Consider the following 20,233-nt stretch of genomic DNA (forward strand, 5'->3'; position numbering starts at 1 on the left):
GGTCACCCAGATGGACATGCAATCCCGAATTCGCCGGCTGTTTCAGGCCAGCATCGACACCAAGCAACAGGCAATGGACATCCTGGCACCCCACATCGAGCAGGCCAGCCTGGTCATGGTCAACGCCCTGCTCAACGACGGCAAGATGCTCGCGTGCGGCAACGGCGGCTCGGCCGGCGATGCCCAGCACTTCTCCTCGGAGCTGCTCAACCGCTTCGAGCGCGAGCGCCCGAGCCTGCCGGCCATCGCCCTGACCACCGACAGCTCCACACTGACCTCGATCGCCAACGACTACAGCTACAACGAAGTCTTCTCCAAGCAGATCCGCGCCCTGGGCCAGCCCGGCGATGTGCTGCTGGCGATCTCCACCAGCGGTAACTCGGCCAACGTGATCCAGGCGATCCAGGCCGCCCATGACCGCGAAATGATTGTCGTCGCCCTGACCGGGCGCGATGGCGGCGGCATGGCCTCGCTGCTGCTGCCCGAGGACGTCGAGATCCGCGTCCCCGCCACGGTCACCGCGCGCATCCAGGAAGTCCACCTGCTGGCGATCCACTGTCTGTGCGACCTGATCGACAGCCAACTGTTCGGGAGTGAAGAATGATCTCCAAGCGTATCGGCCTGATGGCCCTGACCCTGTGCCTCGGCGTATCGGGCTGCAGTTCCGTGCTCACCTCGGCGCGCAACTCGCCTATCGAGGATGACCGCGGCACCCGCACCATCGGCAGCAAGATCGATGACTCGCTGATCGAGACCAAGGTCTCGGTCAACATCGCCAAGGCCAACCCGGAGCTGGACAAGGGCTCGCACATCGTCGTCAGCAGCTACAACGGTGTCGTGCTGCTTGCCGGCCAGACACCACGCGCCGATCTCAAGTCCCTCGCTGAGCAGACCGCCGGCCAGGTGCAGCGGGTCAAGAAGGTGCATAACGAGCTGCAAGTCATTCAGCCGTCGTCGATCCTGGCGCGCAACAACGACGCCTGGCTGACCACCAAGATCAAGACCCAGATGCTGACCGACGAGAGCGTGCCCAGCTCGCGCATCAAGGTGATCACCGAAAACGGCATCGTCTACCTGCTCGGCCTGGTCAGGCAGCAGGAGGCCAACGCCGCCACCAATGTGGTGCAAGGCGTGTCGGGCGTGCAGAAGATCGTCAAGCTGTTCGAGTACATCGACTGACAACCCCTCGGCGGGCGTCGGGACGCTCGCCTTCTTCACTCTGATCCAGGAAGTACCCCATGAAAAAGCTGCTGCTGCCCGCCCTGCTGATCGGCACCTTCGCCACCCTGGCCGGCTGCTCCACCCCGAGCGTGATCACCCTCAACGATGGCCGCGAACTGCAGACCACCGACACGCCGCACTTCGACCGCAACTCCGGCTTCTACGAGTTCAAGCAACTGGATGGCAAGCCGACCCGCATCAACAAGGACCAGGTGCAGAGCATCAAGGACCTGTAATTGCAGCAGTAATGAAAAAGGCGATCCCTGCGGATCGCCTTTTTTGTCCCTGCCTGTTACTTCACAACCTTCAGGCTCGGACGACCACTCGGACGCGGCGGCTCGGGCGGACCGTCGTCATCCGGTTCGACACCGTCATCCTCAAGGTCATCCTCATCCGCGAGCGGCGGCTCCAGCTCGAAGACCATGCCCTGGCCATTCTCCCGGGCGTAGATCCCCAGGATGGCGCCAATCGGCACATACAGCGTGTGCGCCACGCCACCGAAGCGTCCTTCGAAGCTAACCGCCTCGTTGTCCATGTGCAGGCTGCGCACGGCACTGGGGGAGATGTTCAGGACGATCTGGCCATCGCTGGCGAAACCTTGTGGCACCTGGACCGCCGGGTATTCGGCGTTGACCAGCATATGGGGCGTGCAATCGTTGTCGACGATCCACTCGTACAGCGCGCGAACCAGATAGGGGCGACTGGAGTTCATCAACGGCTCCTCTTTAAACCTTGCGCATTTCACGTTCGGTAGCAGACAGGCTCGCCTGGAAAGGCTCGCGGGCGAACTGTCGCTCCATGTAATCCAGCAGCGGCTTGGCCTGCCGCGGCAATTCGATACCCATCACCGGCAAGCGCCAGAGTATGGGCAGTAGACAGCAATCGACCAGACTCTGCTCCTCGCTCATGAAGCAGGCCATTTCAGCGAACAGCGGGGCCACGCCCGTCAGGCTCTCGCGCAACTCCTTGCGCGCCTGGGTACGTGCCGGCTCGCTGCTGCGCGGGTCCAGCACGGTGTCGGCCAGGCTGCACCAGTCGCGCTGGATGCGGTGCATCAGCAGGCGACTGTTGCCGCGGGCCACCGGATAGACCGGCATCAGCGGCGGGTGCGGGTAACGCTCCTCGAGGTACTCCATCACCACGCTCGACTCGTACAGCGCCAGATCGCGATCGACCAGGGTCGGCAGGCTGCCATAGGGGTTCACTTCGACCAGCTTGGGCGGCAGGCGATTGCGATCGACATCGATGATCTGCACCGTGACGCCTTTCTCCGCGAGCACCAGGCGTACCCGATGGGAGTAATGGTCAGCAGGGTCGGAATAGCAGGCTAACCTGTTGGTTGCGCCCATGTAGCGCCTCCTCGTACGGGATGCTTGTAATACTGCAAATGAAAACGCGCCCGGGGTGCCCCAGCGACATGGCTGGGGCACCCCGGGCGCGTTCAACTACCAGAAACTACTGCGTGATCAGTGCACGTCCTTCCAGTATTCGCGCTTGAGCAAGTAGGCGAACACGAAGAAGAAAGCCAGGTACAGCAACACGTAGGTACCGATGCGCTGGCTTTCCAGTTTGACCGGGTTGGCCGAATAGGCCAGGAAGGTCACCAGGTTCTTGACCTTCTCGTCGAACTGCTCGGTCGTCAGGGTACCGGATTTCTCCTCGACGGTCAGCTGGTCGCACGCTTCATGGGTCAATGGGCTGCCGGTCAGCGGGTCATATTGCTTCTTGCCGTCGACCACACTCTGCACCTGCTTGCAGCCAATCACCTGGTTGCCCTGCAGACCAACCAGCACGTTGGGCATGCCGACGTTGGGGAAGACCTTGTTGTTCACCCCGTATGGCCGCGTCTTGTCTTCATAGAAGCTGCGCAGGTAGGTGTACAACCAGTCGTTGCCACGCACCCGGGCAACCAGGGTGAGGTCGGGCGGCGCGGCGCCGAACCAGGTCTTGGCATCGTTGGGCTGCATGCCGATCTTCATGTGGTCGCCGATCTTGGCGCCGGTGAACACCAGGTTTTCGAGCATCAGCTCGTGGGGGATCCCCAGATCGTCGGCGACACGCTCGTAACGCTGGAACTTGGCGCTATGGCACCCCATGCAATAGTTGGCGAAAGTGCGCGCGCCATCCTGCATCGCGGCCTTGTCGGTCAGGTCGATATCGACCTTGTCCAGCTCCAGGCCGTGCTCGGCGGCGAACGAAAGGCCAGGCATCAATGCCAGCAAGCATACTGCAATAAACTTTTTCATCAGCCAGTCACCCTTTCCGGAACCGGTTTGGTCTTCTCGAGCCTTGTGTAGAACGGCATCAGCAGGAAGTAGGCGAAGTACAACACCGTGCACACCTGCGACAGCAAGGTACGCCCCGGGGTCGGCGCCAGCACGCCCAGCACGCCAAGGATGACGAAGGACACGCAGAACACCAGCAACCAGATCTTGCTCAGCCAGCCCTTGTAGCGCATCGAGCGCACCGGACTGCGGTCGAGCCAGGGCAACACGAACAGCACCGCGATTGCCGCACCCATGGCGATGACCCCGAACAGTTTGTCGGGCACCGCGCGCAGGATCGCGTAGAACGGCGTGAAGTACCACACAGGGGCGATATGCTCAGGCGTCTTGAAGGCGTTGGCCTGCTCGAAGTTCGGTTTTTCCAGGAAGTAGCCACCCATTTCCGGGAAGAAGAACACCACGGCACAGAACACGAAGAGGAACACCACGACCCCGGCGATATCCTTGACGGTGTAGTACGGGTGGAACGGGATGCCATCCAGCGGGATGCCGTTCTCGTCCTTTTTCTTCTTGATGTCCACGCCATCGGGGTTGTTCGAACCCACTTCGTGCAGCGCCAGGATGTGCAGCACCACCAGGCCCAGGATCACGATCGGCAGGGCCACCACGTGCAAGGCGAAGAAGCGGTTCAGGGTGATGCCGGAGATCAGGTAGTCACCACGGATCCACTGGGTCAGGTCATCACCGATCACCGGGATCGCGCCGAACAGCGAGATGATCACCTGGGCACCCCAGTACGACATCTGCCCCCAGGGCAGCAGGTAGCCCATGAACGCCTCGGCCATCAGCGCCAGGTAGATCAGCATGCCGAACAGCCAGACCAGCTCGCGCGGCTTCTGGTAGGAGCCGTAGAGCAAGCCGCGGAACATGTGCAGGTAGACCACGATGAAGAACGCCGAGGCGCCGGTGGAGTGCAGGTAGCGCAGGATCCAGCCGTACTCGACGTCGCGCATGATGTACTCGACCGAGGCGAAGGCCTCTTCCGCCGAGGGGGTGAAACTCATGGTCAGCCACACGCCGGTGACGATCTGGTTGACCAGCACCAGCAATGCCAGCGAGCCGAAGAAGTACAGGAAGTTGAAGTTCTTGGGCGCGTAATACTTGCTTAGATGGTCTTCCCACATCTTCGTCGCGGGGAAGCGCGCATCGATCCACTCCATGAACTTGCTCATCATGCGTTCTCCTGATCGACGCCGATGACGATGATTTCGTCCGACTCGTACGAGTGCGGTGGCACTGGCAGGTTGAGAGGCGCCGGCTGGGATTTGTAGACACGCCCGGCAAGGTCGTAGTGCGAACCGTGGCAGGGGCAGAAATAGCCACCGACCCACTTCGGCCCCAGGTCAGCCGGGGCGACCTCAGGGCGGAAGGTCGGCGAGCAACCCAGGTGCGTGCACAGGCCTACCAGGATGAGAATCTCGGGCTTGATCGAGCGGACTTGCGGGTCGACGTAGGTGGGCTGCACCGACGCCTTGGATTCAGGATCGGACAGCTCGCCGGTGATCTTTTTCAGATTACCGAGGATCTCCTCCGTTCGCCGCACGATGAATACAGGTTGCCCACGCCATTCAGCTACCATCTGCTGACCGGGCTCGACCTTGGCGATATTGACCTTCACCGGTGCCCCTGCGGCTTTCGCCTTGGCACTGGGAAACCATGACCCCACGAACGGTACCGCTGCCCCCACTGCCCCCGCTGCCCCGACCACGGATGTCGCGGCTACGAGGAAGCGGCGCCGGCCTGCGTTGACGCCGTCATTGCTCATTCAGTCCTCTCCCATCAGCTTGCTTGGCCTGTTTGAACAGGCATCTACTTAGGTACGTCTGTGGCACTAAAAATTGGCCGCAATGGTAAGGAACAAATCCACACGCTGACAAGGTGATTACCCGCTCGTCGGGCCACTACCCTCGCTTTGCTTGATCTGCGTCTATGCGACAAACGGCCACGGACTAGCAGACAGGTTAGTTGAAGACATAAAAAAAGCCCGGTTCCAAAAAGGAACCGGGCTTTTTTCGACTGCCGAAGCGGTATTAACGCTTGGAGTACTGAGGACGCTTACGCGCTTTACGCAGACCCACTTTCTTACGCTCAACTTCACGAGCGTCGCGGGTGACGTAGCCAGCACGACGCAGAGCGCCACGCAGGGTTTCGTCGTATTCCATCAGGGCGCGGGTGATGCCGTGGCGGATTGCACCGGCCTGACCGCTGACACCACCACCGGAAACGGTGACGTAGATGTCGAACTTCTCAACGGTTTCGGTCAGTTCCAGCGGCTGGCGAACAACCATGCGAGCGGTTTCGCGGCCGAAGAACACGTCCAGAGAACGGTTGTTGATGGAGATGTTACCGGTACCTGGACGCAGGAAAACGCGAGCGGTTGCGGTCTTGCGACGGCCAGTGCCGTAGTTTTGAGTCGCCGACATAATGAACTATCCCGTTAGATCTTCAGTTCTTGAGGCTGCTGAGCAGTGTGTGGGTGAGCAGCACCCGCGTACACTTTCAGCTTGCGGTACATGTCGCGACCCAGCGGGTTCTTCGGCAGCATGCCTTTGACCGCGGTTTCGATAACACGCTCAGGGGCCTTGGCGATCAACTTCTCGAAGTTGATTTCCTTGATACCGCCCGGGAAGCCGGAGTGGGAGTAGTACATCTTGTCGGAAGACTTGGCACCAGTCACACGGATTTGCTCGGCGTTGATGACGACGATGTAGTCGCCGGTGTCAACGTGAGGGGTGTATTCTGGCTTGTGCTTGCCACGCAGGCGGCTAGCGATTTCGGTAGCCAGACGACCCAGGGTCTGACCAGCGGCGTCGACTACGAACCACTCGCGCTTTACTGTTTCCGGTTTAGCAGTAAAAGTTTTCATTCTCTAAAGCCTCAGAGGCCGCCCAGCGAAAAATAGACGGCGAATCTTACTGGATAGTGCACAGCTTGCCAAGGGCAAGCGCGCAGCCGAACGCTGACGCTTTTGGGGGCTCGGGTCGGGCACGCCAATGTTCGACAAGGGTTCCCTGCGTGGTGGTGCATCACTTCCGCCACACGGAGAGGGGCAGAATTATCCAGATTGCAGGAAAAATTTCAACCTGCTTTTATGGTCATCTTTGCCATGGAGCGTCTACCCGATGGAATACCGCAAGCTCGGCCGTACCGACCTCGACGTCAGCGCCCTGTGCCTGGGCACCATGACCTGGGGCGAACAGAACACCCAGGACCAGGCCTTCGCCCAGATCGCCCTGGCCAAGGCCAGCGGCATCAACTTCATCGACACCGCCGAGATGTACCCGGTGCCACCGCGCCCGGAGACCTACGCCGCCACCGAACGCATCATCGGCAACTGGTTCGCCGCCAACGGCGACCGTGACGACTGGATCCTTGCCAGCAAGGTCGCCGGCCCCGGCAACGGCATCAGCCACATCCGCGACGGCCAGCTCAAGCACAACCGCCAGCACATCGTCGCCGCGCTGGACGAGAGCCTCAAGCGCCTGCAGACCGACCGCATCGACCTCTACCAGCTGCACTGGCCCGAGCGCAGCACCAACTTCTTCGGCAAGCTCGGCTACCAGCACCTGCCCCAGGACATCTTCACCCCGCTGGAGGAAACCCTGGAGGTGCTCGATGAACAGGTGCGCGCCGGCAAGATCCGCCACATCGGCCTGTCCAACGAAACCCCGTGGGGCACCCTGAAATTCCTGCACCTGGCCGAAACCCGCGGCTGGCCCCGCGCGGTGTCGATCCAGAACCCCTACAACCTGCTCAACCGCAGCTTCGAGGTGGGCCTGGCAGAGGTGGCAATCCGCGAGCAGTGCGGTTTGCTGGCCTATTCACCGCTGGCCTTCGGCATGCTGTCGGGCAAGTACGAAAACGGCGCCCGCCCCGAACACGCCCGCCTGACCCTGTTCAGCCGTTTTGCCCGCTATTCCAATCCGCAGACCGTGGCCGCCTGCGGCCGCTATGTGCAGCTGGCCCGCGAACACGGGCTGGATCCGGCGCAGATGGCGCTGGCGTTCGTGACCCGACAACCGTTCGTGACCAGCAACATCATCGGCGCGACGAACCTCGAGCAACTGCGCAGCAATATCGACAGCCAGGCGTTGAACCTGGGCGATGAACTGCTGGCGGCAATCGAGGCGGTCCATCAGGAGCAGCCGAACCCCGCGCCTTGATGCAACGCAGGTGCTGCACTGCTCTTTCGTGGGGTAGACACAATCGCCAAAAAATAAGACGATCCAGCCGGTGATTGACCACTCTACCCTATAAGAACAATGACAATGATGTTTACCCAACCCCCGGCGTCGCTGCGGCGCGTCAGCATCCTGGCCGTTGATAAAGTGTTCGCTTCGACACTGATGCAGGCCAAGGATTTCTTCCACCTGGCCAGCCTGCGCTACAGCAAGCAACTGGGCCTGGGCCTGCAACCGATGTTCGAGATCGGCCTGGTGAGCCCGGACGGTTTGCCCGTGGACAGCTTCAGCAACGTGCAGTTACCGGTCGACAGCGGCCTCAACGATGCCGACGTGATCATCCTGCCGGCCTTCTGGGACGACTTCGACAACCTGCTGCAACGCTATCCGCAGGTACTGCCCTGGCTGCGCGCGCAGCATGCCCGTGGCGCGGTGCTGTGCGCCGAGGCCAGCGGCGTGTTCTGGCTGGCCGAGTCGGGGCTGCTCGACGGCAAGGAGGCGACCACCTACTGGCGCTTCTTCAGCAGCTTCGCCGAGCGTTTCCCGAAGATCCGCCTGAACCAGGACAAGCACCTGACCGACGCCGACAATCTCTACTGCGCCGGCGGCACCACCTCGGCCTGCGACCTGTACATCTACCTGATCGAACGCTTCTGTGGCGCCAACGTGGCCCGCGCGGTGGCCCGCGACATCCTCTACGAGGTACAGCGCAGCTATACCCCGGGGCGTATGGGCTTCGGCGGCCAGAAGCTGCACCAGGACCTGATCATCCTGCAGATCCAGCACTGGCTCGAAGAACACTTCGCCGACAAGTTCCGCTTCGAGGATGTGGCGCGCAACCACGGCATGAGCATCCGCAACTTCATGCGCCGCTTCCAGAGCGCCACCGGCGACAAGCCCCTGCACTACCTGCAGCGCCTGCGCATCGAGACTGCCAAGGGCCTGCTGTCGAGCACGCGCAAGAGCATCAAGACCATCAGCTACGAGGTGGGCTACGACGACGCGAGTTTCTTCGCCCGGCTGTTCCGCCAGCATACGGAGTTGTCGCCGAACCAGTATCGGCAGCAGTTCATGCAAGAGGCCTGAAAGACCTCCCAGCTTCAAGCCTCAAGCTACAAGCCACAAGAAAAAGCCAGAGCAGTACGCGAACTGCTCTGGCTTTTTCTTGTGGCTTGCAGCTAGAAGCTTGCAGCTGCCGTCAGGGCTTGTGCGCCCGGGACAGGAACTCGTGGGACTGCATTTCCAGCAACCGGCTCAGGGTCCGCTGGAACTCGAAGCTCAGGCGCCCGCCGGTGTACAGGTCCTTGAGCTCCACCTCGGCCGAGATGATCAGCTTCACGTTGCGGTCGTAGAACTCGTCGACCATGTTGATGAAGCGCCGGGCGATGTCGTCGGTGGTCACGCCCATCTGCTCGACGTTGCTCAGCAGCACGGCATGGAAGATCTTGCCCAGCTCGATGTAGTCGTTCTGGCTGCGCGGCCCGTCGCACAGGGCACGGAAGTCGAACCAGGCGACGTCATCGCAGGTGCGCAGGGCATGGATCTCGCGGTTTTCGATCATCAGAACGTCATTTTCGACGGCCTGGGTGCACTCTGGGGTCAATGCCTTGAAGCTGGCGCGCAGGCTTTCATGCGCCGCGTCGTCGAGCGGGAAGTGGAACAGCTCGGCCTGTTCCAGGTGACGCAGGCGATAGTCCACGCCGCTGTCGACGTTCACCACATCGGTGTACTGCTTGATCATGGCGATGGCCGGCAGGAAGCGCGCGCGCTGCAGGCCGTCCTTGTACAGGCCGTCCGGGACGATGTTGGAAGTGGCCACCAGCGACACGCCGTTCTTGAACAGCTCTTCCATCAGGGTGCCGAGGATCATGGCATCGGTAATATCGGAGACGAAGAACTCGTCGAAGCAGATCACCTTGGCTTCGTCGCTGAAGCGCTTGGCGATGATGGTCAGCGGGTTCTTCTCGCCCTTGAGGGTCTTCATCTCCTCGTGGACGCGCTTCATGAAGCGGTGGAAGTGCGTGCGCATCTTCTGCTTGAACGGCAGCGCTTCATAGAAGGTGTCGACCAGGTAGGTCTTGCCCCGGCCCACGCCGCCCCAGAAGTACAGGCCCTTGACCGGCGTCTGCTCCTTCTTGCCGAACAGCTTGCCGAACACGCCCGGCTTGTTGTTCTGCGCGTGTACCAGGTCGTCGTACAGGCGCTGCAGGTGACGCACCGCAGTTTCCTGCGCCGCGTCATGGAAGAAGTCGGGGCGTTTCAGATCGGCTTGGTATCGTTCTAGGGGCGTCATGATTTCGTTAGCGAGGCAACAAAAAACGGGCCGTCACTGTAGCGACCGGCCCGCTTAATGGCAATCAGACTTGCGTCAAAGTGACTCAGTCCGCCTGTGGCGCCAGGGCCTCGCGCAGGCTGGTGATGGCCGCGTCACGGGCCTCGGCGGCCTCGAACTGCGGCCCGTCGGCAACTTGCTCACCGTTCAGCCACAGCGAGAAGCCCAGGCCCTCGACACGCACGTCGGCCTCGCCGCCCTGTTGCAGTTGCTTGCTCACCGCCCCCGCGCTCTTGCCATCGGCGAAGCTGCGCGACAGCAGCAATTGCTCGCCATCGGCGGCCAGCAGGCGGAAGCGGAAGCTGCCATCCTCGTCACGGAAGCTGACGAAGCGGGCGCTTTTTGCGGCCTTCTTCTTCACCTCGGTGCTGGCCTGCACGGTGGTGCGGAACGAACGCAGGCCAACTGCCTCGCGCAATTGCTCGAGGAACGGCGTGGCGATCTTGCGGGCCTTGGCGGCGCCGGCCAGGAGGATGTCCTCGAGGTCAGACGGGCGCGAGATCAGCTGGTGATAGTGCTCGCGCTTTTCGGCCAACTGACCGTCGAGCAGCTGGAACAGGCGCTGCTTGGCATCGCCCCAGCCCAGGCCCTGCAGCAGCTCTTCGCGGAACTCGGCGCATTGCGCCGGCGTCGAGAAGGCCTGGAACAGGGTGAACAGGTGCGAATTGTCCGGATCCTTGGCCTCCCCGGGGGCCTTGGAGTCGGTGACGATGCGCGAGATCGCATCCTTCATGTCCTTGGCGCTGGTGAACAGCGGGATGGTGTTGTCGTAGCTCTTGGACATCTTGCGACCGTCCAGGCCCGGGAGCGTGGCCACGCTCTCCTCGATTACCGCCTCGGGCAGGGCGAAGAAGTCCTTGCCCTGGCCGAACAGGTGGTTGAAACGCTGGCCGATGTCACGCGCCATCTCCACGTGCTGGATCTGGTCGCGGCCAACCGGCACCTTGTTGGCATTGAACATCAGGATGTCGGCGGCCATCAGCACCGGGTAGCTGAACAGGCCCATGGTCACGCCGGCGTCCGGGTCTTCGCCGGCCTCGACATTCTTGTCCACCGACGCCTTGTAGGCGTGGGCGCGGTTGAGCAGGCCCTTGGCGGCGACACAGGTCAGCAGCCAGGTCAGTTCCGGAATCTCGGGGATGTCCGACTGGCGGTAGAAGGTCACCTTGGCCGGGTCCAGGCCACCGGCGAGCCAGGTGGCGGCGATCTCCAGGCGCGAACGCTGGATGCGCTGCGGGTCGTCGCACTTGATCAGGGCGTGGTAGTCGGCCAGGAAGTAGAACGAGTCGACGCCGGGCTGCTGGCTGGCGAGGATGGCCGGACGGATGGCGCCGGCGTAGTTGCCCAGGTGCGGGGTGCCGGTGGTGGTGATACCGGTGAGGATGCGCGTGGTCATGGGGGTTCGCTTATTCAGGCTTGGCTCAGTTCGAAAGGCGCGGCAGCAGCAGATCCTTCAGATCGGTCAGCTTGCCATGGAAAAAGTGTCCGCATTCTGCCACTTTCAGCAGCTCGTGGGGGCGCGACAGGGCGGCGGACCAATCGTAGACCAGTTGCGGATCGACCACTTCGTCGGTGTCCGGCTGCACGACGGTCAGCGCGACGCGCTCGGGCAGCGGGAACTGCGCGTTCAGGCGCATCACCGCCGGGGCGATCATGAACAGCTGTTGCAGCTCGACATCCGCCGCCTCCAGGCGACCGGCCAGGCTGGCGGCAACGAAGCCGCCGAAGGAGAAGCCCATCAGCACCAGTGGCAGTTCGGGGTGCTGCTGGCGCAACCAGGCTGCGGCAGCCTCGGCATCAGCTACCTCGCCGGCGCCCATGTCGTGGCTGCCGGCGCTCTGGCCAACGCCGCGGTAGTTGAAGCGCAGGGTGACGTAACCTGCATCACGGGCGGTACGCTGCAGGGTCGAGACCACCTTGTTGAGCATGGTGCCGCCCTGAACCGGGTTGGGGTGGCAGATCAGCACCGCGCCACGGGCATCGGCCACGTCCAGGTACAAAGCCTCGAGCTGGCCGGTCGGGCCATCGATAAACAAGGGGGTTTCGCGGATAAGCAAGGTACTACTCCGTGACCTCGTGAAGGGTCGACTCGTCTAGCAAAGGAATTCTGTTCTGATTTGCGATCGCTCGCGGTATACAGCGCAGGTCTGAGCCGTTAACGTAAAGCAAAGCCGTTTATAGAGGAAGGACTCGTGGAACACTCGCTCCTTGTTTGGTTGCTGCCGACCCTGGCCCTGGTTGTCGGTGTCGTCGTCGGTTTCGCGCTGGCCCGCCTGCTGCCCAACGCGGCACCGAGCAATACCCAACGCCAGCTGGATGACATCCAGCAGCGCTTCGACAATTACCAGAATGAAGTGGTGACCCACTTCAACAGCACTGCCTCGCTGGTCAAGAAACTGACCCAGAGCTACCAGGACGTGCAGGATCACCTGGCCGACGGCGCCAACCGCCTGGCCCTGGACGAGCTGACCCGCCAACGCCTGCTGGCCGCGCTGCACTCCGAAGCCGCACAAGGCCCGCGTGATCGCCTGACGCCGCCGAAGGATACCGCCGAAGTGCCACGCGACTACGCACCGAAGTCGCCGAACTCGCCGGGCATGCTCGATGAGAGCTACGGGCTCAAGCGCTGAATCGATGACATGAAGAAGGCCTCGCAAGAGGCCTTTTTTGTGGGCGTCTACTCGCCCTATCACCACGCGATTGAGCCGGCCCAGATCACCTCAGCGATACCAGGCCGCCCCCTCCTCGCCGATGTCATACAGCGCCCGCGCCTGCCCCAGCACATCCCTCGACAACACGCCCTGGCACACCAGCCCATGCAAGGCCGCCAGCACCACGGCATACCGATCCACCTCGAAAAACCGTCGCAACTGCTGGCGCGTATCGCTGCGCCCGAAACCATCGGTGCCCAGGGTGGTATAGGGCGCCTGCACATACTCGGCGATCAACTGCGGCCAGGCGCGCACATAGTCGCTGGCCGCGATCACCGGGGCGTCGCCGGGCAGGCAACGACGCAAATGGCAATCCGCCTGCGCCCCGGTCATCGCCAGGCGTTGCGCATCCCTGGCCCCACGCGCCAGTTCGCTGAAGCTGGTGACGCTGAACACCTCGCTGTCGACCTGCCAGTCACTGGCCAGCAACTCGGCGGCGGCAATCACCTCGCGCAGGATGGTGCCCGAACCCAACAAGCGCACCTGGCCACGGGGAGCGGCCGAGGAATGCCGGGCAAACCGGTACATGCCCCGCAGTACATCGTCGTGCATGTCTTCGGGCAACGACGGCTGCGGGTAGTTTTCATTCATCACCGCCACATAGTGGAACTCGTCCTGCTGCTCCACCAGCATGCGCCGCGCGGCATGGTCGAGGATCACCGCCAGCTCGCCGGCAAAGCACGGATCCCAGGCCCGACAGTTGGGCACCATCGACGCCATGACCAGGCTCGATCCGTCCTGGTGCTGCAAGCCCTCGCCGCCCAACGTGGTGCGCCCCGCTGTGGCACCCAGCAACAGGCCTCGGGCGCGCTGGTCGGCGGCGGCCCAGATCAGGTCGCCGACCCGCTGGAAGCCGAACATCGAGTAGTAGATGTACACCGGCAGCATCGGCTCGCCATGCACCGCGTAGGCGGTCGCTGCCGCGACCCATGAAGAGATCGCCCCCGCCTCGGTGATGCCCTCCTCCAACAGCTGGCCGTCCCGCGCCTCCTTGTAGACCAGCAACGAGCCGGCGTCCTCTGGCTCGTAGCGTTGCCCGTGAGGCGAATAGATGCCGATCTGGCGGAACAGGCTGGCCATGCCGAAGGTGCGCGCCTCGTCGGCGACGATCGGCACCACTCGTGGCCCCAACCCCGGCGCCTTGAGCCAGTTGCCCAGCAAGCGCACCGCGGCCATGGTGGTGGACATCTCCTTGCCTTCGGCGTGCAGGGCGAAACCGCCGAACGCCTCCAACTCGGGCACAGGCAAGGTGGCGCAGTCGTTGCGCCGCAGCGGCAGCGGCCCACCCAGTGCCTGGCGGCGCTGGCGCAGATAGACCATCTCCGGGCTATCTTCGGCCGGGCAATAGAAACGCAGTTGCTCCACCGCCTCATCCGACAACGGCAAATGGAAACGGTCGCGGAAGGCCAGCAACGCCTGCACATCGAGTTTCTTGGCCTGGTGCGCGGTCATCCGCGACTCGCCGGCACTGCTCATGCCATAGCCTTTCTTGGTCTTGGCCAGGATCACCGTTGGCCGGCCCTTGCAGGCCCTGGCGGCGGCATAGGCGGCATGCAGCTTGCGAAAATCATGGCCACCGCGCTTGAGGGCGTTGATCTCTTCGGCGCTCATGTGTGCCACCAGGCGCTGCAATGCCGGGTTCTGCTTGAAGAAGTGCTCGAGGTTGTAGCTGCCGTCCTTGGCGCCGAGGGTCTGGAACTGACCGTCGGGCGTCGCCGCCAACTGGCGCAGTAGCGCATGCTCGTGATCGCGGGCAAACAGTGCGTCCCACTCCGAGCCCCACAGCACCTTGATCACGTTCCAGCCGGCACCGCTGAACAATGCTTCGAGTTCCTGGATGATCTGGCCGTTGCCGCGTACCGGGCCGTCCAGGCGCTGCAGGTTGCAGTTGACGATGAAGGTCAGGTTATCCAAGCCTTCACGGGCAGCCAGGGTCAGGCCGGCGGTCGACTCCGGCTCGTCCATCTCGCCATCACCGAACACGCCCCAGACATGCCGGGCAGAGGTGTCGAGCAGCCCGCGATGCTGCAGGTAGCGCATGAAGCGCGCCTGATAGATCGCATTGAGCGGGCCGATGCCCATGGAACCTGTGGGAAACTGCCAGAAGTCCGGCATCAGCCAAGGGTGCGGATAGGAGCACAGCCCGTTGCCGCCGACCTCCTGCCGGTAGTTGGCCAGCTGTTCCTCGCTCAGGCGCCCTTCAAGAAATGCGCGGGCATAGATGCCAGGCGCCGAGTGCGGCTGGAAGAACACCAGGTCGCCGCTGCGCTGCACGCCACCGCCCTCGCCGCGAAAGAAATGCTGGAAGCCGACCTCGAAGATTTCCGCCGCCGAGGCGTAGCTGGCGATATGCCCGCCCAGCTCGCCATAGGCGTGGTTGGCCCGTACAACCATGGCCAGGGCGTTCCAGCGCAGGATGCCGGTAATACGCTCGTCCAGCTCGAGATCGCCGGGGTAAGTGCCCTGCTGTTCCACCGGCACGGTGTTGCGGTAGGCCGAGAAGGCCTGGGCCTCGCGTTCCAGGCCCAGCTCTAGCGCATGGGCTTGCAGGCGCTGCAGCAGGTAGCGGGCCCGCGCCGGGCCGCAGTGGGCCAGGGTCGAGGCCAGCGCCTCGCACCACTCGGCGGTTTCCGCTGGGTCGCTGTCCAGGGCGGCATCAAGGGCCGTCAACGGCTCGTTCGGGTTCATCATCGCTACCATCGCGCAGGCCTCGTCCGTGGCGATTCAGGCACAGGCCTTCAGGGCCTGGGCAATGTCGGCAAGCAGGTCGTCGATGTCTTCCAGCCCCACCGACAAACGCACCAGCCCTTCCGAGATGCCATGCTCGGCACGCTCCTGCTGGGTATAGCTGGAGTGAGTCATGCTCGCCGGGTGCTGGGCCAGCGACTCGGCATCACCCAGGCTCACCGCGCGACTGAACAGCTGCAGGGCGTTCATGAAACGGCGCCCGGCTTCGATCCCGCCCTTCAGCTCGAAGGCGATCATCCCGCCCGGCAGACGCATCTGCCGTTGGGCCAGCGCGTACTGCGGGAAGGATGGCAAGCCCGGGTAGTGCAACAGCTCAACCTGTGATTGTTCGGCGAGAAACTCGGCGACCTGCTGGGCATTGGCGCAGTGGCGGTCCATGCGCAGGGCCAGGGTCTTGATGCCGCGCATCAACAGCGAGGCGTCGTGGGGCGAGAGCACGGCGCCGGTCATGTCCTTGAGCCCTTCCAGGCGGATGCGGTCGACCAGCGCCTTGCGCCCGACGACCATCCCGGCGGTGATATCACCATGCCCGGACAGGTACTTGGTGGCCGAATGCACCACCAGGTCCACGCCCAGTTCCAGCGGGCGCTGCAGGTAGGGTGTGCAGTAGGTGTTGTCGACCACGATGCTCAGGTCATGGCCCTGTGCAGCCTCGACCACCGCGGCGATATCCACCAGCTGCATGTTGGGATTGGCCGGCGATTCAAAGTAGATCATCCGCGTCTTGGCGGTGATCGCGGCCTTGAGTGCCGGGATGTCGTTGAGGTCAACATGGCGGATCTTCACGCCGAACTCGCCGATGCCGTGGTGCAGGTAGGCGAAGGTGCAGCCATACAGGGTGCTGCCGACGATCAGCTCGTCACCCGGGCGTAGCAGGGTCCATAGCGTGGCGGTGATGGCGCCCATCCCGGAGGCCAACGCCAGCCCGGCCTCGCCGCCTTCGAGCGACGCCATGCGTTGCTCCAGCAGGGCCAGCGTCGGGTTGGAAATACGGCTGTAGAAGTGCCCCGGCTCTTCGCCGGCGAAGCAGGCGGCGCCGTACTCGACAGTCGGGAAAGCGTAGGTGGCGGTCTGGTAGACCGGCGGCACCAGGGCGCCGCCGTGGGACATCGGGTCATAGCCATGATGGATGGCCCGGGTGGAGAAACCGGTGTAGTTGTTGGAGTCGCGCATGGCAACAGTCTCTTGTGGTTTGTTATAAGCTTATGCCACCAAGCTGCCGCGCTTTTTCCAAACTTGCCCACGCAATCGGGCATGTTTTGAAAGAAAAACAACAAAAATAGAACCAGGAGGGCAAGATATGCCTTCAACTCTCGACCGTACCGACCGCGCCCTGCTCGCCGCCCTGCAGGACAACGCCCGCCTGACCGTCTCCGAACTCGCCGACCAGGTCGCCCTGACCACCTCGCCCTGCTGGCGGCGGGTCAAGTTGCTCGAGGACAACGGCTACATCACCGGCTACCAGGCCATTCTTTCGCCCAAGTCGCTGGGCTTCGGGGTGACCGCGTTCGTCAGCATCATGATGGACTCGCACACCAAGGAAATGGCCCTGGCGTTCGAGAAACGGCTGATGGAGATCCCCGAGATCGTCGCCTGCCACAATATCTCCGGGCGCTATGATTTTTTGCTGGAGATTCTGGCACGGGACCTGGAATCGTTTGGCGAATTCACCCGGGAGGTGCTGCAGCGGTTGCCGGGGGTGAAGGAGATCTACTCGAGCTTTTCGTACAAGGCGGTGAAAGAGCGACGGGTGATTCCGGTGTCGGAGAAGCATATCTAGAGCTGCAAAGCAGACCCAAATCCTGCCAACAGACGACATACAAATGAAAAACCCCGCCGAAGCGGGGTTTTTCACATCAGGCAATCAATCAGATCGCCCCACGCTGACGCAGCACATCCAGCACCAGCTTCACGCCTTCATCGACGCTGACCGACTGGGTGTCGATCACCAGGTCCGCATCCAGCGGCACGTCGAACGGGAAGCTCTCGCCCGGGATATTGTCGCCACCGGCGGCATACATGCCCTGCGGGTCACGCTCGCGGCACACCATAGGCGAAGCCTGGACATACACCGTCACCAGGCGCTCCTTGCCGATCAGCGCCTTGGCCTGCTCGCGGCCCTCGGCATCGGGGGCGACGAAGGCGGCCAGGGTCAGCAGGCCGGCTTCGTTGAACTGGCGCGCCACATGGGCGGCACGGCGCCAGTTTTCGGTGCGCCCGGCGCGGTCCTGCGGCAGGCCCTTGTTCAGGTCGTGACGCAGGTTCTGGCCGTCGAGCACGTAGACTGCACGGCCCATGTCGAACAGCTTGCGCTCCACGGCGTAGGCCAGGGTGCTCTTGCCGGCGCCCGACAGGCCGCTGAACAGCACGGTGGCTGGCTGCTGGCCGAAGCGCAGGGCGCGCTCTTCGGTGGACACATGGGCCAGCTTGCCATGTTGGCCAGTGCCGCCGTGCGGCAGGACCGGCGGGGCGATGATCATGCCGGCGCCGACGGTGCCGTTGGTCAGGCGGTCGATGACGATGAATGCGCCGGTGGTGCGGTTGCTCTCGTAACCGTCGAGGGCGATGGCGCTGTCCAGGGCGACCTTGACCCGGCCGATCTCGTTGAGTTGCAGCGCGCTGGCGGCGCCCTGCTCCAGGGTATTCACATCGACCTTGTGGGTGATGCTGGCGATCGAGCCCGGCACATAGCTGGTGGCGCGCTTGATGTCATACTTCTTGCCCGGGAGCATCGGCTCCTCGGCCATCCACACCAGCATGGCGTCGAACTGGTCGGCCACCGTTGGAACATTGTCGGCATGCACCAGCAAGTCGCCACGGGAGATGTCGATCTCGTCTTCCATGGTCAGGGTCACCGCCTGGCCAGGGCCGGCGTTCTCCAGTTCACCTTCGTAGGTGACGATGGACTTGACCCGGCTGCTCTTGCCCGAAGGGAGCACGACGATCTCGTCGCCCTTGTGCACCACGCCACCGGCAATGGTACCGGCGAAGCCGCGGAAGTTGAGGTTCGGGCGGTTGACGTACTGCACCGGGAAACGCAGGTCGGTGACATTGCGGTCGGCGGCGATCTCGACAGTCTCGAGGATCTCCATCAACGCCGGGCCCGTGTACCACGGCGAACGCTCGCTGCGGTTGACCACGTTGTCGCCCTTGAGCGCCGACATCGGCACGAAGTGCAGGCTGCTCGGCTTGAGGTCGATGCCCTCGGCGAACTTCAGGTAGTCGGCCTTGATCGACTCGAAGACCTGCTCGTCGAAGCCCTTGAGGTCCATCTTGTTGACCGCGACGACGATGTGCTTGATGCCCAGCAGGGATGCGATGTAGCTGTGCCGGCGGGTCTGGGTCTGCACGCCGTAGCGGGCGTCGACCAGGATGATCGCCAGGTCGCAGGTCGACGCGCCGGTGGCCATGTTACGGGTGTACTGCTCGTGGCCCGGGGTGTCAGCGATGATGAACTTGCGCTTGGCAGTGGAGAAGTAGCGGTAGGCGACATCGATGGTGATGCCCTGCTCGCGCTCGGCCTGCAAGCCGTCGACCAGCAGCGCCAGGTCGACTTCCTCGCCGGTGGTGCCGGACTTCTTCGAGTCACGGGTGATGGCCTCGAGGTGGTCCTCGTAGATCATCTTCGAGTCGTGCAGCAGGCGCCCGATCAGGGTGCTCTTGCCGTCGTCCACGTTGCCGCAGGTGAGGAAGCGCAGCAGTTCCTTGCGCTCGTGCTGGGCCAGGTAGGCGAGGATGTCCTCGCTGATCAGATCAGATTGGTGCGACATGCTGGAACCCTGAAATTAGAAGTAGCCTTGGCGTTTTTTGTCTTCCATGGAGCCGGCGCCATCGTGGTCGATGACACGGCCCTGGCGTTCGGACGTCCGGGTCAGGAGCATTTCCTGAATGATGTCCGTCAGGGTCTCGGCTTCGGACTCGACCGCACCCGTCAACGGGTAGCAGCCCAGGGTACGGAAACGCACCTTCTTCTTGACGATGCGCGCCTTCTCTTCCTCGGAGAGGTGCTCGAGGATGCGCTCGTCGTCGATCATGATCAGGGTGCCGTTCTTCTCGATCACTTCACGCTCGGCGGCGAAGTACAGCGGCACGATCGGAATGCCTTCGAGGTAGATGTACTGCCAGATGTCCAGCTCGGTCCAGTTCGACAGCGGGAACACGCGGATCGACTCGCCCTTGTTGACCTTGCCGTTGTAGATGTTCCACAGCTCCGGGCGCTGGTTCTTCGGGTCCCAGCGGTGCTTGCTGTCACGGAACGAGTAGACGCGTTCCTTGGCCCGCGACTTCTCTTCGTCGCGACGCGCGCCACCGAAGGCGGCGTCGAAGCCGTGCTTGTCCAGCGCCTGCTTCAGGCCCTGGGTCTTCATGATATCGGTGTGCTTGGAGCTGCCATGAGTGAACGGGTTGATGCCCTGCGCCACACCCTCGGGGTTGACGTGGGTGATCAGCTCCAGGCCCATCTCTTCGACCATCTTGTCGCGGAAGCGGTACATCTCCTGGAACTTCCACTGGGTGTCGACGTGCATCACCGGGAACGGCAGCTTGCCCGGGAAGAACGCCTTGCGCGCCAGGTGCAGCATGACCGCGGAATCCTTGCCGATCGAGTACAGCATCACCGGATTGTCGAACTCGGCGGCCACCTCGCGGATGATGTGGATGCTCTCCGCCTCCAGCTGTTTCAAGTGCGTCAGATTGTCGACCATGGCTACTCACGAAAAACGATCTTATGGACGGCCTGCGGGCCGTGTTCGAGCG

General features: G+C 62.9%; 21 protein-coding genes. 7 read left to right on the forward strand and 14 right to left on the reverse strand.

The genetic code is table 11. The features are described 5' to 3' along the window. Nucleotides 1-10 precede the first annotated feature (10 nt). Genes AAHK21_RS08945 through AAHK21_RS08955 form a run of 3 tightly spaced genes read left to right on the forward strand, consistent with a single transcriptional unit; the run spans nucleotide 11 to nucleotide 1,457 of the window. Nucleotides 11-604 (forward strand): phosphoheptose isomerase, encoded by a 594-nt coding sequence (locus AAHK21_RS08945; RefSeq protein ID WP_046857018.1) that lies wholly within the window; start codon nucleotides 11-13, stop codon nucleotides 602-604. Next, the gene (locus tag AAHK21_RS08950; RefSeq protein ID WP_023630217.1) at nucleotides 601-1,179 is read left to right on the forward strand and encodes a BON domain-containing protein; all 579 of its coding nucleotides are present in this window, start codon (nucleotides 601-603) and stop codon (nucleotides 1,177-1,179) included. Before AAHK21_RS08945 ends, AAHK21_RS08950 begins: the two co-directional genes overlap by 4 nt. A gap of 59 nt (nucleotides 1,180-1,238) precedes the next feature. Further along, on the forward strand, nucleotides 1,239-1,457 hold the full coding sequence (locus AAHK21_RS08955; RefSeq protein ID WP_023630218.1) for a YgdI/YgdR family lipoprotein: 219 nt from the start codon (nucleotides 1,239-1,241) through the stop codon (nucleotides 1,455-1,457). 56 nt (nucleotides 1,458-1,513) lie between these two features. Here AAHK21_RS08955 and AAHK21_RS08960 read toward each other — a convergent pair whose 3' ends face one another. The 7 genes from AAHK21_RS08960 to rplM form a co-directional block, all read right to left on the reverse strand. Next, nucleotides 1,514-1,933, reverse strand: coding sequence for a ClpXP protease specificity-enhancing factor (locus tag AAHK21_RS08960; RefSeq protein WP_046857019.1), 420 nt, complete (start codon nucleotides 1,931-1,933; stop codon nucleotides 1,514-1,516). Nucleotides 1,934-1,946: 13 nt separating this feature from the next. Beyond that, on the reverse strand, nucleotides 1,947-2,570 hold the full coding sequence (locus tag AAHK21_RS08965) for a glutathione S-transferase N-terminal domain-containing protein (RefSeq protein ID WP_023630220.1): 624 nt from the start codon (nucleotides 2,568-2,570) through the stop codon (nucleotides 1,947-1,949). A 117-nt stretch (nucleotides 2,571-2,687) separates the two neighbouring features. Next, nucleotides 2,688-3,467, reverse strand: coding sequence for a cytochrome c1 (locus AAHK21_RS08970; RefSeq protein WP_046857020.1), 780 nt, complete (start codon nucleotides 3,465-3,467; stop codon nucleotides 2,688-2,690). Next, nucleotides 3,467-4,678, reverse strand: coding sequence for a cytochrome bc complex cytochrome b subunit (locus AAHK21_RS08975; RefSeq protein WP_046857021.1), 1,212 nt, complete (start codon nucleotides 4,676-4,678; stop codon nucleotides 3,467-3,469). The genes AAHK21_RS08970 and AAHK21_RS08975 overlap by 1 nt, the downstream gene beginning before the upstream one ends. Next, on the reverse strand, nucleotides 4,678-5,271 hold the full coding sequence (gene petA / locus AAHK21_RS08980; protein ID WP_023628711.1) for a ubiquinol-cytochrome c reductase iron-sulfur subunit: 594 nt from the start codon (nucleotides 5,269-5,271) through the stop codon (nucleotides 4,678-4,680). Before petA ends, AAHK21_RS08975 begins: the two co-directional genes overlap by 1 nt. A gap of 265 nt (nucleotides 5,272-5,536) precedes the next feature. Beyond that, on the reverse strand, nucleotides 5,537-5,929 hold the full coding sequence (rpsI, locus tag AAHK21_RS08985; protein ID WP_003260797.1) for a 30S ribosomal protein S9: 393 nt from the start codon (nucleotides 5,927-5,929) through the stop codon (nucleotides 5,537-5,539). A 14-nt stretch (nucleotides 5,930-5,943) separates the two neighbouring features. Then, nucleotides 5,944-6,372, reverse strand: coding sequence for a 50S ribosomal protein L13 (gene rplM / locus AAHK21_RS08990; protein WP_008097538.1), 429 nt, complete (start codon nucleotides 6,370-6,372; stop codon nucleotides 5,944-5,946). Nucleotides 6,373-6,628: 256 nt separating this feature from the next. Here rplM and AAHK21_RS08995 point away from each other — a divergent pair, with 256 nt between their 5' ends. Further along, nucleotides 6,629-7,669: an NADP(H)-dependent aldo-keto reductase gene (locus AAHK21_RS08995; protein WP_094010224.1), complete on the forward strand. Its 1,041-nt coding sequence runs from the start codon at nucleotides 6,629-6,631 to the stop codon at nucleotides 7,667-7,669. Between the two features lie 207 nt (nucleotides 7,670-7,876). Next, complete coding sequence (locus tag AAHK21_RS09000) at nucleotides 7,877-8,773, forward strand: GlxA family transcriptional regulator (protein ID WP_167335949.1); 897 nt, start codon at nucleotides 7,877-7,879, stop codon at nucleotides 8,771-8,773. A gap of 112 nt (nucleotides 8,774-8,885) precedes the next feature. On the opposite strand, the gene zapE is transcribed toward AAHK21_RS09000, so the two are convergent. From zapE to AAHK21_RS09015, 3 genes are all read right to left on the reverse strand, one after another. Further along, nucleotides 8,886-9,980, reverse strand: a complete 1,095-nt coding sequence (gene zapE / locus AAHK21_RS09005; RefSeq protein ID WP_023630138.1) for a cell division protein ZapE — start codon at nucleotides 9,978-9,980, stop codon at nucleotides 8,886-8,888. An 85-nt stretch (nucleotides 9,981-10,065) separates the two neighbouring features. Next, nucleotides 10,066-11,415 (reverse strand): tryptophan--tRNA ligase, encoded by a 1,350-nt coding sequence (locus AAHK21_RS09010; RefSeq protein ID WP_046857023.1) that lies wholly within the window; start codon nucleotides 11,413-11,415, stop codon nucleotides 10,066-10,068. A 25-nt stretch (nucleotides 11,416-11,440) separates the two neighbouring features. Further along, nucleotides 11,441-12,076, reverse strand: a complete 636-nt coding sequence (locus AAHK21_RS09015) for an alpha/beta hydrolase (RefSeq protein ID WP_046857024.1) — start codon at nucleotides 12,074-12,076, stop codon at nucleotides 11,441-11,443. Nucleotides 12,077-12,211: 135 nt separating this feature from the next. On the opposite strand from AAHK21_RS09015, the gene AAHK21_RS09020 reads away from it, so the two are divergent. Beyond that, nucleotides 12,212-12,649: a YhcB family protein gene (locus AAHK21_RS09020; RefSeq protein WP_023630140.1), complete on the forward strand. Its 438-nt coding sequence runs from the start codon at nucleotides 12,212-12,214 to the stop codon at nucleotides 12,647-12,649. A 90-nt stretch (nucleotides 12,650-12,739) separates the two neighbouring features. Here the strand turns inward: AAHK21_RS09020 and mdeB are convergent, their stop codons facing one another. After that, nucleotides 12,740-15,421, reverse strand: coding sequence for an alpha-ketoglutarate dehydrogenase (mdeB, locus tag AAHK21_RS09025; protein WP_367857033.1), 2,682 nt, complete (start codon nucleotides 15,419-15,421; stop codon nucleotides 12,740-12,742). Nucleotides 15,422-15,454: 33 nt separating this feature from the next. Beyond that, entirely contained in the window at nucleotides 15,455-16,651 is a 1,197-nt protein-coding gene (locus AAHK21_RS09030; protein WP_367857034.1) for a methionine gamma-lyase, read from the reverse strand. Between the two features lie 127 nt (nucleotides 16,652-16,778). On the opposite strand from AAHK21_RS09030, the gene AAHK21_RS09035 reads away from it, so the two are divergent. Then, a complete protein-coding gene (locus AAHK21_RS09035; RefSeq protein WP_094010228.1) occupies nucleotides 16,779-17,258 on the forward strand; it encodes an Lrp/AsnC family transcriptional regulator in 480 nt (159 codons plus the stop codon). Between the two features lie 88 nt (nucleotides 17,259-17,346). Here AAHK21_RS09035 and cysN read toward each other — a convergent pair whose 3' ends face one another. Both cysN and cysD read right to left on the reverse strand, forming a co-directional pair. Next, nucleotides 17,347-19,248, reverse strand: coding sequence for a sulfate adenylyltransferase subunit CysN (gene cysN, locus AAHK21_RS09040; RefSeq protein ID WP_367857035.1), 1,902 nt, complete (start codon nucleotides 19,246-19,248; stop codon nucleotides 17,347-17,349). A 15-nt stretch (nucleotides 19,249-19,263) separates the two neighbouring features. Next, on the reverse strand, nucleotides 19,264-20,181 hold the full coding sequence (gene cysD / locus AAHK21_RS09045; protein ID WP_038707406.1) for a sulfate adenylyltransferase subunit CysD: 918 nt from the start codon (nucleotides 20,179-20,181) through the stop codon (nucleotides 19,264-19,266). Nucleotides 20,182-20,233 lie beyond the last annotated feature (52 nt).

This window comes from Pseudomonas sp. TE50-2, assembly GCF_040813665.1.
In the GTDB taxonomy this organism is placed as follows: Bacteria; Pseudomonadota; Gammaproteobacteria; order Pseudomonadales; family Pseudomonadaceae; genus Aquipseudomonas; species Aquipseudomonas soli.